Origin of the sequence: Streptococcus sp. 2579, assembly GCF_013277195.1 — a bacterium.
Classification (GTDB): Bacteria; Bacillota; Bacilli; order Lactobacillales; family Streptococcaceae; genus Streptococcus.
This window is the reverse complement of record NZ_VMMM01000006.1, coordinates 52,921-65,684: the sequence shown is the minus strand read 5'-3', so window position 1 is coordinate 65,684 and position 12,764 is coordinate 52,921. Positions and strand designations below refer to the sequence as shown.

General features: G+C 41.0%; 10 protein-coding genes. All 10 read right to left on the bottom strand.

What is annotated here, in order from left to right; all coding sequences use genetic code 11:
- Positions 1–7: 7 nt before the first annotated feature.
- Positions 8–1,003, bottom strand: a complete 996-nt coding sequence (locus tag HT725_RS03215) for a sensor histidine kinase (protein WP_173253063.1) — start codon at positions 1,001–1,003, stop codon at positions 8–10.
- Positions 1,000–1,698 carry a cell wall-active antibiotics response protein LiaF gene (liaF, locus tag HT725_RS03210; protein WP_173253062.1) on the bottom strand — a complete coding sequence of 233 codons (699 nt, stop codon included), beginning with the start codon at positions 1,696–1,698 and terminating at the stop codon, positions 1,000–1,002. Before liaF ends, HT725_RS03215 begins: the two co-directional genes overlap by 4 nt.
- 76 nt (positions 1,699–1,774) lie before the next feature.
- Entirely contained in the window at positions 1,775–2,785 is a 1,011-nt protein-coding gene (fni, locus tag HT725_RS03205; RefSeq protein WP_173253061.1) for a type 2 isopentenyl-diphosphate Delta-isomerase, read from the bottom strand.
- Positions 2,769–3,776, bottom strand: a complete 1,008-nt coding sequence (locus HT725_RS03200; RefSeq protein WP_173253060.1) for a phosphomevalonate kinase — start codon at positions 3,774–3,776, stop codon at positions 2,769–2,771. The genes fni and HT725_RS03200 overlap by 17 nt, the downstream gene beginning before the upstream one ends.
- Positions 3,763–4,716 carry a diphosphomevalonate decarboxylase gene (mvaD, locus tag HT725_RS03195; protein WP_173253059.1) on the bottom strand — a complete coding sequence of 318 codons (954 nt, stop codon included), beginning with the start codon at positions 4,714–4,716 and terminating at the stop codon, positions 3,763–3,765. The genes HT725_RS03200 and mvaD overlap by 14 nt, the downstream gene beginning before the upstream one ends.
- Positions 4,698–5,576 (bottom strand): mevalonate kinase, encoded by an 879-nt coding sequence (gene mvk, locus HT725_RS03190; protein ID WP_173253058.1) that lies wholly within the window; start codon positions 5,574–5,576, stop codon positions 4,698–4,700. The genes mvaD and mvk overlap by 19 nt, the downstream gene beginning before the upstream one ends.
- Before the next feature lie 175 nt (positions 5,577–5,751).
- The gene (locus tag HT725_RS03185) at positions 5,752–9,135 is read right to left on the bottom strand and encodes an SHIRT domain-containing protein (protein WP_173253057.1); all 3,384 of its coding nucleotides are present in this window, start codon (positions 9,133–9,135) and stop codon (positions 5,752–5,754) included.
- 369 nt (positions 9,136–9,504) lie between these two features.
- Entirely contained in the window at positions 9,505–10,470 is a 966-nt protein-coding gene (cbpF, locus tag HT725_RS03180; protein WP_173253056.1) for a choline-binding protein CbpF, read from the bottom strand.
- A gap of 99 nt (positions 10,471–10,569) precedes the next feature.
- Positions 10,570–11,259, bottom strand: a complete 690-nt coding sequence (locus tag HT725_RS03175; RefSeq protein ID WP_173253055.1) for a response regulator transcription factor — start codon at positions 11,257–11,259, stop codon at positions 10,570–10,572.
- Between the two features lie 11 nt (positions 11,260–11,270).
- Positions 11,271–12,695, bottom strand: a complete 1,425-nt coding sequence (gndA, locus tag HT725_RS03170) for an NADP-dependent phosphogluconate dehydrogenase (RefSeq protein WP_000158781.1) — start codon at positions 12,693–12,695, stop codon at positions 11,271–11,273.
- Between the last annotated feature and the right edge of the window lie 69 nt (positions 12,696–12,764).

Genomic DNA, 12,764 nt, shown 5'->3' with positions numbered 1-12,764 from the left:
TCCTTTATCATTCCTTATCGAGCAGGGGAATACGGATATCAACTGCCAGTCCTTGCTTGGGAGCTGTTAATAACTGAATCGTCCCTGCCATATCTTCAACCCGCTCTTTGATATTGCGTAGTCCATAACTCAAGTCGTCTAAACTCCCTAACTGAAAACCAATCCCATTGTCCACCACCTTCAGTTGAAATTCAACATCTGTCTGATAGAGATAGACATCCAGACAAGATGCCTGGGCATGGCGAAGGGTATTGCTAATCAACTCTTGCAGGATACGGAAGATATGCTCCTCGATTTTCTTAGGCAATTTCGTCACGTTTTGCTTGAAACCAACCTTAAGATCACTCTTGTCCTCAAGCTCTTTTAAAAGGATTTGAATTCCTTCAACCAGACTCTTCTGCTCCAGCTCAACTGGTCGCAAATGCAAGAGTAAGACTCTCAAGTCCTTCTGGGCAGTTTCTAAAATAGCTGTGATACTCTGCAACTGGGTCTGCATCTTTTCTCTATCCGGTTTCAAAGCCTGCTGGCTGACACCTGATAAAATCATGTGAGCCGCAAACAACTCCTGACTGACGGTATCATGCAAATCCCGAGCAATTCGCTTCCGTTCCTTCTCGATGATTTCCTCTTCCTGAGCAAGACTCTGATTTTCAACTTTTTGAAGAGCTTCTGTCAAGAGGTTAAGTTTACCTGACAAGGACTTGAAACTGGCATCCAAATCTGGATCTGCAAGCTGAACCACTTCTTGCCCTGCCAACAAACGCTTGAGATTAGCCTGCATTTTTCTTAGAGAAAGCTCTTCGATACCTCGCCAAAACAGGGCCAAGAGACAGGTCATGGACATGCTGAAGACCAATAACAAAAAAACAAATTTTTCTGTTTTTTCGACATCGTGCAAGAAAATAGACCAGTCAAAGTCAAGGATGTCCATCAAGCTGTGGGAGAAAAACAAGACAAATAATAAGGAGGTGAGAGCAATGATTATATAAGCTTGTTTTTTCATCCTCTAACCACCTCAACATCCCCAATCACAGTAGTCAAGAAAATCTTGACACTCTTATTACTCTTGAGATAGTCTTTCGTTTCCTGATGATAGTGTTCATTGCGGAGAGCACGCTTGGGCTGATTGAAAAAAGTCAAATCCCCATAGAGACAGTTAACACTGAGACTAACTTCTACATCTACGGGCACAATGATTTTAGTTGTTCCTACCATCTTTCTGAGGATAATGACATTGTCATGATTGGTTAGGATGACCCTCTCCAGATGAATAGTGTCCTTGCCCATGAGACGAAAGAGATTGATATCATCAAACTGGCAAGTCTGGTAGCTTGAAAAATGATGAAGATTTCCAAACCAACGATTTTTCTCCTTCTTAACCGTCACCACCTCTTCAAACACCAAATTGGTTTGCTCTTTTTCCTGATTCATCATTGGATAAAGAAGAAAGAGGCTATAGATAACCGCAACAAAAATAGCTAGAATCACAAAGGGATTGAGCATGACGATGAAAAAGAAGAGAATGGTTGCCACTACTAAAAGAAGATTATTTCCCTCTTTACCAGTGTAATAGCGAATCAAAAGTAAAAAGAGGAATAGAATCAGCAGAAAACGTGAAAAATGCTCTGAAACCATCAAAATCAGAGCTCCTGTCAAAAGACAGGCTTCGATAAATAAAAAGATTTTAAATTTTCTCATAGGTTCATCCTCTCCCTTCTATTTTATCACAGTTCAAAAAAGTCACCTCGGTCTGAAGATGGAAAAAAGGCGGTGGTTACGCCTTTTTCATCTGATTTTTTGCTTCTTTTAATTTTCCATAAAGAAGATAGTCTACTTTTTGCAGATCTGCTATGGTGGCACAATTAAGAGCACACATAATCAAGCGTAGATCTTCTTTCCAACCTTGGACAATGCCAATCACTTCTTCGACTGAATAGGTTTCAACCAATTCCAGAACTGTTCGAGACAGTCCTACAGCCTTGGCACCAAATACCAAGCACTTAATCATATCCAGCGGATTCCGAACCCCTCCGCTAACCAAAAGTTCGACCTTGTCTTTCCAGTCTTGGGCATTGAGAAGGGCTTGCATAGTAGACTGGCCCCATTGATTGAGATAATCACGCTGACCACTGCGACGATTTTCGATATAGGCAAAGCTGGTACCACCACGACCTGACAGATCAACAGTTCGAACGCCTAGTTCATAGGCTCTTTCGATGGTCTTGGAATCCATTCCAAAGCCCACTTCCTTGAGGACAATCGGAACAGGGATTTGCTTGCTATAGTCTGCTAGATTCGATTGCCAGCTTCTGAACTTCCTTTCTCCCTCAGGCATGAGCAATTCCTGCATGACATTGACGTGCACTTGTAGGAGAAGAGGATTCATTTCTTCTACCGTCTGAAGTCCTAACTCGACAGGCTTGTCTAATCCAATATTGGTTCCAAGAAGGAGATTTGGATAACCAGACTTGACAGAAAAAGAGGCATCTGTTGGATCCTTGAGGGCTGCGCTATAAGATCCTGTCACAAATAAAATCCCACAGGCTTCCGCTACCTGAGCCAGCTTTTGATTGATTTCTCTTCCCTTATCGCTTCCACCCGTCATAGCATTGATATAGAAAGGAAAGTCCCACTTGCGACCTGCAAATTCTGTCGACAGATCGATTTCATCCAGGTCGTAAAGAGGCAAGGAAGAATGAATCAGCTCCACCTCATCAAAGCTATTATAGGAACTTTTCTGCTCAAGAGCATAGCGGATATGCTCGTCCTTACGATTTGTCGTCATGCCCTATCCTTTCTTGATATAAGAGCTCAATCCCCAGATTGGCCCAACGATTTTTTAGGGTTTCAGTTGAGTGCTCATCAAAACTCAAGGCGATGCCACAGTCACCACCACCAGCGCCGCTACTCTTGGCAACAGCCTGCAAATCTTGACTAGCTTCTTTCAACTGTCTAAGCGAAGGCGTGTAAATATCTGCGCTCAAGCCTTCTAAGAGCTTGCTGGCTACTTCTACTTGCTCGATAACTTTTTCGGCTTTCCCCTGCTCCAAGGCTTCTACCAAAGTAGCCACCATTTCTTTTGAGGAACTTAAAAAATTCTGATTGATGTTTTGCTTGATTTGCTTGACCATATCACTAGATACGGCCACTTCCTTGGTCCATCCCACTAGGAAATCACATTCTAGGGCTGGTTGCACTTGTGAGATGGAAAAGCCCCAATCACGCTCCAAAACTGTCGCCAAGTTTTCCACTTCCAACCAAGTAGCCACTTTCTGGCGATCAAATGACTGGTAAAGAACCAAATCCTCTGCCACGATACAGGCAAGGTCTCCCATAGAGCCATTGTCACCTCGCTTGAGCAAGACAGCGCTGGCTAACTTGAACAAGAGATCATGATCAACCGAAAGCTTATACAGAGCTAGCAGAGCCTTGATGACCAAAACAACGACGCTACCACTAGAGCCTAGACCAAACTTTTTCCCTTCTCGTTCCATTTTTCCTCGAATTTCCAAAGAAAAAGGTCGCAAGGTTTGCCCACGATCAGCGAGGAAGTCATTCATCAAAGCAATCGTTTCTTGAATCAAACTGTAGTCAGGATTGGGCGTCAAGTCCACTGCGAAATCAAACAGATCTGAATAGATACGGTAACTATCAGAAAAAGCAATCTTGCCCTTCATATAGATGGGAATGGCCTTTATCAAGGCCAACTGCTCTGGCTCTAAAATAGCATATTCGCCTGCCCAATAGAGCTTTCCGCAAGTTTTAACAGCAATCATCTTGGCTCAAATCCTTTGTTTTTGACACAATCAAGCGATAACGTTGACCGAAGATTTCTGATAAATGCTCCAAGTCTTTCTCCTGACAAAGGACCTTGACATTGGGACCAGCATCCATAGTAAAGTAGCAGGCTTCCCCTTGCTCGCGAAGCTGACGGACAAAGTCCATAGCCTCATAAGAAGCATCCGTCAGATAAGAAAAGGCTGGTGATGCTGTTTTGGTCGTAGCGTGCATAGCTAGGGCATTTTCCTCCGTTAACTCCCCAACCTTGGGAAAGTCATTTTCCTTGAGATAAACCAGCATATCCTGATAATCCTTCTCAGACTGACGCACCCAGTCATCAAAGGTCGTCGATGTTTCCACACAAAGTTTCATCCCGTCACGGCTAGAAATTGGTTTTTTCTTGTCTTCTAGCACCAACATCATCATAGCTAGCTTCAAGTCTGTCTCTACCGGGTAAATCTCTCCGCTATCCTTGTCCCAGGCTCCTAGCGGTCCATAAAAACTCCGAGAAGAAGAGCCTGATGCAAACTTAGCCTCCTGTGCCAACTGACTTCTATCCAATCCAAGCTTGAAATAAGCATTACAAGCCTTGACCAGGGCGGACAAACCACTAGAACTTGAGGACAGACCCGCCGCGGTAGGCATATTGTTCTGAGTATCAATACGGACAAAGCCCTCACCATCTGGACGATAACGATCAATAATCTTACTCATCTTGGCATGCTCCGCCTCATTTTGTAGCTGACCATTGATATAAAAGGCATCAGTTGTCGCATGGGCTGGTAGAGGTGACAAAGTCGTCTCTGTGTACATATTTTCCAAAGTCAGAGAAATACTGCTAGTAGCAGGTACCATCTCTTTTTCTTTTTTCTTTCCCCAATATTTGACAATAGCAATATTTGCGTAAGAACGTACTGTTACAGGCTCTCTATCCATGTCTGAACAGCTCCTTTCTCTTCTAATCTTTCTGCTAGTTCTTGTGCGTGTGTCAAATTGTCTGCCAAGGCTATGATACAGCCTCCAAGCCCACCACCACTCATTTTGGCACCCAGAGCACCATGGTTAAGAGCTGTTTCAACCAGATGGTCTGCCTCAGGGCTACTGACCCCAATTTCTTTTAAATGTAAATGTGCTTGACTGAGGATTTGCCCTAGTCCTTCAGCATCTTTTTGTGAAATCGCTTTTTCTGCTTGCTGGGTTAATTCTCCCAAGGCATGCAAAAACGGTAGGGCATCCTTGCCCTTACTTTGAACCACTTGGATGGCTTCACGAGTGTGACCATAAACGCCCGTATCTGCAATGACCAAATAGGCGGATAGATCCATCTCAAGCTCTGTAAATCCAACGTTTTTAATAAAGCGAATAGGTTGGTCACTGAGACAGGTCTTGGCATCCAAACCACTCGGATTCATATGGGCAATCATCTCAGCCCGATTGACCAAGATTTCTAGTACATCATGAGGTAGTTCTGCCTTATAGTAGTCAAATACCGCACGAATGGCCGCTATGCTGATAGCTGCTGACGAACCCATTCCCCGTTTTTCAGGGATAGCCGAGTCAATCTCACAGCGAATGCAGGCTTCTTTGATATCCAAATACTCGAGCGAGGCATAAACCGCCATAGACAAGGTATCCTCCTCATAGAGGCGCCAAGGACTCGCTGCAGGAACCACCTTACAAGTCACCTCCACCTCTAAAAGAGGCAGGGAAATGGCAGGATAGCCATAAACGACCGCATGCTCCCCTATTAAAATAATCTTACTATGTGCCTGACCGACACCAACTTTTTTTGTCATATTTTCCTTTTACTAGACGAAAAAGCCGTCTCATTTTTTCATACAAGTATTGCTTCTCTCCTATCTATTTTATTATATTTTCACAAAAAAAGCGATTGTTTCCATTCACAATCGCTTTTCCCATTATAAGGATATATTTACATCATTTTATTATTTAAACGATTTTTATCATATCCTATTCTTCTCGTTTTTTAGAAAATACCGTCAAAGCACCTAGGAGAGATAAGCCACCTAGAGCTACCAACCATTCATCTTGTTGACTACCTGTCTGAGGTAGTTCATCCCGCTTGTGCACTTCAGTACTTCCTTGATCCCAATTCTCTGAAGGAGTTGGGCTTGGTTTTGGTTCCGGTTTAGGCTCTGGCTTAGGCTCCGGTTTTGGTTCTGGCTTAGGCTCTGGTTTTGGTTCAGGTTTTGGCTCCGGCTTCGGTTCTGGCTTAGACTCCGGCTTAGGCTCTGGTTTTGGCTCCGATTTTGGTTCTGGCTTAGGCTCTGGTTTCGGTTCTGGCTTAGGAGTCGGTGCGTTAGCCACGAATACCCATGTTCCTACAAACTCTACATCTGCTTTATTTACTACTTTATTTTCAGCATCGTAACTCTTGAATACCCATTTACCATCGTTTTCTGCATCTACGTACTCTTTAGTTGTCGGTTGTGTTGGTGTTACATTTGCTTTATCTGCATAACGATTTTGGTCTGTTGGTTTATAGCCTTCGATTGCTGCTGGCAATGTCTTACCCGGGGTTCCACTTTCAAATTTGTAGGTTACACCGTATTTATTAGCTTCGAATACCCATGTTCCTACAAACTCTACATCTGCTTTATTTACCTGTTTATTTTCAGCATCGTAGCTCTTGAATACCCATTTCCCATCATTTTCTGTATCAACATACTCTGTTTTTGTTGGTTGAATTGTTGTTACATTTGATTTATCTACATAACGGTTTTGGTCTGTTGGTTTATAGCCTTCTATTGCTTCTGGCAATGTCTTACCTGGTGTTCCACTTTGGAATTTGTAGGTTACACCGTATTTATTAGCCTCGAATACCCATGTTCCTATAAACTCTACATCTGCTTTATTTACCTGTTTATTTTCAGCATCGTATTTTTTAAATACCCATTTACCATCATTTTCTGTATCAACGTACTCTTTAGTTGTTGGCTGAATTGTTGTTACATTTGATTTATCTACATAACGGTTTTGGTCTGTTGGTTTATAGCCTTCTATTGCTTCTGGCAATGTCTTACCTGGTGTCCCACTTTCAAATTTGTAGGTTACACTGTATTTATTAGCTTCGAATACCCATTTTCCTATAAACTCTACATCTGCCTTATTTACTGCTTTATTTTCAGCATCGTAGCTTTTGAATACCCATTTTCCATCATTTTCTGTATCAACATACTCTGTTTTTGTTGGTTGAATTGTTGTTACATTTGATTTATCTACATAACGGTTTTGGTCTGTTGGTTTATAGCCTTCTATTGCTGCTGGCAATGTCTTACCTGGTGTCCCACTTTGGAATTTGTAGGTTACACCATACTTATTAGCTTCGAATACCCATGTTCCAATGAACTCCACATCTGCTTTGTTTACTTGTTTTTTAGCTTCATCATAATCTTTGAAGACCCATTTCCCATCGTTTTCTGCATCTATATACTCTGTAGTTGTCGGTTGTGTTGGTGTTACATTCGCTTCATTTTCGTAAGTAGCTGTATCTTTTGGCTTATAGTTTTCGATTACTGCTGGTAATACTTTTCCCTCTGTTCCACTTTGGAATCGGTAGGATACATTATAAAATGTAACATAACCTAGTTCTAAAACGTTAGCTTCTACTTTGTCAATAGGTAAATTTGTAGCTGAATTAAACCAACCGATTTTACCTGCATTTGGGTGAACATTACCCTCAACAGAACCTGTTACTTTTAAAACTGTTGTACCATTTGTATCTGCTAACTCTTTGGCTTTTTCTTGATTAATACGAACAACCATCTGATTGATTTCTTCATCACTCTTATTAGGGAATAAAGCTTTAAGTTCTGTTGATGTAAGAGAGCGAAGTGTCATATTGCGCATAATTGTTTCAGCAACAGACTTCCCTTCATCCGGTTTTACTACACTCTCAGCTATACGCTCATTACGTTCACCTTCCGGTCTATTACTATCATTTCCGTTTAAAGATCTAAGAATCATTCTAAATGTTATATTATGGTTACCTTTAGTTTCAACACCAAATGTGACTCTAGGGTCCGTATTACTAACGATTGAATTAAAGCTATCTTTTGCATTTCCTAACGCTGTTCCATCTTTTGAATACACATTTAAGATTTCCTTCGTTCCATCTTCCTTAATTCCAAGAGCATATAAAGGTCTCCATGAATAACCATTAAACTCTGCATATAATTTTTCCGGAACAACTAAATCTTTGTCTAAATTCACATTTAAGTCTACATAGGTGTAAGTTTTTCTCCTTTCGCCCAATTCAAATTGATTCCCTTTATATGAATTAGATAAAACAGGACCAACATATCCTATATGAGGATTTCTATACACAGTCATCGCTGTAGTTTTATCCATTTCAAACTCAGCTTTTAAAACCACTTCATTCACTTTTGTAGTATCATTATTGTCCGGTTTATACTCATCGATGATACGACGTGTATTTTTTTCTTTATCTTCTGTGTCTTTGTTTAACTTAGTATTGGGTAATACATCATCCGATTTTACATTTGTATCAATATTAACCTTATTATCGTTAATTTTAAATTTATTCATTCCACCTATAATCGCAAATCCCATAGAAAATTTATCTGTAGGGAAAGGCTCATCTTGATCATTTAAACTGGCATAAACACCATACAGCTTGGAATCAGCTTTCAATCCATCTGGAAAGGCAGTGGCTAAAGTGTCTTCTGGGGAGAACAGTCTTGCTCCTTCTGCAATTTTTCCATCTACAGGCGGCTTGTCAGACCAACCAAGAAAAGTTTTTGCAGCAGCACGGAAAAGACCGGTATTTGGTAAGGGACTCCCTAATTTATCTGTAGCATTCTTATATGTATTTTCAGTATCTTTTTTTTCGTGTGATTCACTTGTCCATTGACCGATAAGACTTACTTTACCATCATAATTTGCTGGTTCTGTTGCTCTTTCAAGCCCTCTAGGTTTCTCATTATTATTTCTTGCTTCAACATTATCTTCTGGCTTAATAGGCCCATTTTCTGTTAATGCAGCTCTATTATTTCCATTACTCTCAGTTGATGCAGCTGTATTTGTATCTGTATTTGTATTTTCTATTTCTGTGTCACCAGTATTAGCACCAGAAGTGCCTAGTGTGCTTGTTGTACTTGCTGAACTTGCTGAACCTGGTGTACTTGGTGGGGCTGGTGTGCCTGATACTGGTTCACCTGCTCCTGGTCCATCCGCTTGCACAGTCGCCACACCAGTTGCAAAAAATAATACCGAAGCTACTGCTACACTAGCTACTCCCAAATGATGCTTTCTAATAGAATAGCGTAAAACTTTTTTCCCGTTTTCTTCACATTTTCTTGACTTAAAGTTCATTTTCAACCTCATTTCTTTTTTACAAATGGGTACTTATACCCCCCCCCTTAAATATTTAAGTATTTAAAGAAGGTTCGATTTTTAAGCCTAAAATTGTAATTGTTGTGATGCTTTCAAAAAAACACTTGATATTACACTAACATTATATACCTTTTTCTAAAACATGTCATGTAAAACTGGGCAAAACTCAATTTTGTTAAAAATAAGTAAATCTTTCCACAATAAACCGCATATTATCAAGGTTTTGCCAATTTTTTGACGCCTGATAATATGCGGTTTTCTGATTTTAAAAACTTTTTATCCAGTATCACTTCGTGAAGCTGCACTCTTACTTAAAATTTATCTCAAATTACAAAATACTATCATTATTTATTGAACCCATTCGCCATTATAATTGACAGAATAGCCATCTACAGTCGTATTTACTGCCAAAGTACCTGAGCTATAGGCGTAATACCATTTACTACCGATCTGGAACCAGCCTGTCGCCATAGCTCCTGATGAACGGAGATAGTACCACTTGTTGCCAAGGTTTTGCCAACCCGTTTTCATATCACCATTTGACTGGTCTAAGTAGTACCAAGTTGAACCTTCCTGATACCAACCAGTTGCCATGGCCCCCGATGAACGAAGGTAGTACCACTTATTACCTAGATATTGCCAACCTGTTCGCATAATGCCAGTTTCTGGGTCTAGGTAATACCATGGAGCAGCTTTTAATTTATCTTCATCATATGTAAGAGGAAAATCCTTAGCCCAACCACGTGCTAGCTCCCCAACAGTCAATCTGTTGATGCGAGAATCAAAGCCACCATCCTTCAGTAAATAATACCAGTGCCCCTCATCATAAACCCAACCAGTTTTTAAGGTGTGATAACTACGTTGATCTTCAAAATAATAGACTCGTTTCTCTGCTGGACTATTATATTGTTCCCCATGATGCTTGTTGACATTTGTAGCTGTTTTTGCTTCTAAAACTTGCTTACCAACAAATTCTTGTAGTACCCCATCTTGACCAAAGTAAAACCAATCTGGTCTAAAAGCAATATCTTGCCTTATAGAAGAACCAATCGTAACCCCTTCGTGTGGAGCAGGTATATATTGCCAGCCGACAACCATCTCTCCAGATAAAGGATCAAAATAATAGTACTTACCATCAATCACTCGCCAGTCCGTTTCTTTGAGGTTCCCCTTCTTGTAGTAGGTTCTACCATTTTCTTGGACAAATTGCCAACCTTCTGAATCAGCATCATCCGCCAATACTGTACTTGTCGCTAGCAGACTGAAGAAAAAGATTGCTAATGCGATTGACATCAATTTTTTTATTATTTTCATTAGACCTATCCTCCATAACTGATTGTAGCAAAGACCCGACTGCATGTCAATATATAGAAAACCTCCAAAAAAAGCAGTTACACAACTGCAACTGCTTTTCTATTCTTGCATGGTGTAACCAACACCACGCACGGTTTTAATGTAGCTTTTTTGACCTTTTACATCAAGCTTGCTACGTAGATAACGGATATAGACATCCACGATATTGGTCTCTGTCGCACTTTCGTACTTCCAAACACTTTCCAATAACTGCTCACGAGTCAAGACTTTCTTGCTTCCCATAAGAGTAGCCAAGAGGTCATACTCACGACGCGTCAGAGCAATCATCTCCTCGCCACGATAAACGGTATGATGTTCTACATCCATACGCAGATTGCGGTAAGACGTTGGAACCTTCATCTGACTACAGTGTTGATCGATAAAGTCCCGACCTCGGAAAATCGCTGAAATACGAGCTACCAAATTGTCAATAATAACTGGTTTATAGATGTAAGAAACGGCAAAGCGTTGGATTGTCTCAAGCTGGTCTTGCAATTCTTCACGATGGTCCAAGACCATGATGACTGAAGCTGGCTTAGTCCGACTCAGCTTGTCTGCAAAATCCTGGGCTGTCATATCCCCCAGATGAGCATTCAATAAAATCAAGTCATAGTCTGTCTGAAGAGCCACGGAGAGGGCTTTTTGCCCCTCCTCAACCTGATCAACTCGGTATTGCTCTTTTTGGAGTTCCAAACTTAAAAAGTGAGCTAGATTTCGTTCTTTCTCAAGTAATAAAATCCGTTTCCCCATGGCAGACCTACTTATTTTTCGTCATACCAAGAGTAGTGGAAGGTTCCTTCTTTGTCTTTACGTTGGTAAGTGTGGGCACCAAAGTAGTCACGTTGCGCTTGGATCAAGTTAGCTGGAAGGTCAGCTGAACGGTAGCTATCAAAGTAAGTAATAGCTGCTGAGAAAGTTGGCACTGGCACACCAGCTTGAACTGCAAGAGCTACGATATCACGCACTGCTTGTTGGTACTTAGCAGTAACATCCAAGAAGTACTCATCCAAAAGAAGGTTAGCAAGATCTGCATCACGGTTGTATGCATCTGTAATCTTTTGCAAGAAACGAGAACGGATGATACAGCCATCACGCCAGATAGATGCGATGTCCGCAAATGGCAAGTTCCAGTTGTTTTCTTTAGAAGCTACACGCAATTGAGCAAAACCTTGTGCATATGAAATGATTTTTGAGAAATAAAGGGCTTGACGGATCTTTTCAATCAACTCAGCCTTGTCTCCTTCAAAGTTGAAAGCAGCTGGTTTTGGAAGAACCTTGCTAGCATGTACACGTTCTTCTTTGTATGTAGAGATGTAGCGAGCAAATACTGACTCCGTGATGAGTGACAATGGCACACCAAGATCAAGTGATGATTGGCTAGTCCATTTACCAGTTCCCTTGTTACCTGCAGCGTCAAGTATGTAGTCTACGATTGGTCCATCTTGACCTTCATCGTCTTTACGGCTCAAGATATCAGCTGTGATTTCGATCAAGTAGCTGTCCAATTCTCCCTTATTCCACTCAGTAAAGATTTCAGCCATGTCTTCTGCAGAAAGGCCTAGCAAGTGTTGCATCAAGTCATAGCTTTCTGCGATCAATTGCATATCACCATACTCGATACCATTGTGAACCATTTTCACATAGTGACCAGCTCCGTCAGGACCGATGTAAGTCACACATGGTTTGCCATCTTCTGGTGCTTTAGCTGAGATTTCTTCAAGAACATCCGCAACCAATTCATAGGCTTCTTTTTGTCCACCAGGCATGATAGAAGGACCTTCAAGGGCACCTTTTTCACCACCAGAAACCCCAGTACCGATAAAGTTGATACCTGAGTTTGCCAATTCTTCATTACGACGGATTGTATCTTTGTAGAAAGTGTTTCCTCCATCAATCAAGATATCACCCTTGTCAAGGTGTGGAAGAAGGGCTTGGATAGTAGCATCTGTACCAGGTCCAGCTTGAACCATCAGCATGATACGACGAGGTTTTTCGATTGAGTTTACAAAACTTTCAACATCATAGCTTGGTACAAAGTTCTTTTCAGGATGGCAAGCAATTACATCTTCAGTTTTTTCTTTACTACGGTTGTAAATAGCAACTGTGTAACCACGAGATTCAATATTAAGGGCAAGGTTACGACCCATTACGGCCATACCTACGACACCAAAGTTAGCTTTTGTCATTTGACACTCCTCTTGTTTGATTTGTTTTATTTTATCATTTTTACTTTTGAAAAGAAAGAATTTTGTAAC

Bases quoted from the DNA above. Each gene is read 5' to 3' on its own strand.
- HT725_RS03215 (WP_173253063.1), bottom strand. From the start codon at position 1,003: ATGAAAAAACAAGCTTATATAATCATTGCTCTCACCTCCTTATTATTT.
- cbpF (WP_173253056.1), bottom strand. From the start codon at position 10,470: ATGAAAATAATAAAAAAATTGATGTCAATCGCATTAGCAATCTTTTTC.
- gndA (WP_000158781.1), bottom strand. From the start codon at position 12,695: ATGACAAAAGCTAACTTTGGTGTCGTAGGTATGGCCGTAATGGGTCGT.
- HT725_RS03200 (WP_173253060.1), bottom strand. From the start codon at position 3,776: ATGATTGCTGTTAAAACTTGCGGAAAGCTCTATTGGGCAGGCGAATAT.
- liaF (WP_173253062.1), bottom strand. From the start codon at position 1,698: ATGAGAAAATTTAAAATCTTTTTATTTATCGAAGCCTGTCTTTTGACA.
- mvk (WP_173253058.1), bottom strand. From the start codon at position 5,576: ATGACAAAAAAAGTTGGTGTCGGTCAGGCACATAGTAAGATTATTTTA.
- HT725_RS03185 (WP_173253057.1), bottom strand. From the start codon at position 9,135: ATGAACTTTAAGTCAAGAAAATGTGAAGAAAACGGGAAAAAAGTTTTA.
- HT725_RS03175 (WP_173253055.1), bottom strand. From the start codon at position 11,259: ATGGGGAAACGGATTTTATTACTTGAGAAAGAACGAAATCTAGCTCAC.
- mvaD (WP_173253059.1), bottom strand. From the start codon at position 4,716: ATGGATAGAGAGCCTGTAACAGTACGTTCTTACGCAAATATTGCTATT.
- fni (WP_173253061.1), bottom strand. From the start codon at position 2,785: ATGACGACAAATCGTAAGGACGAGCATATCCGCTATGCTCTTGAGCAG.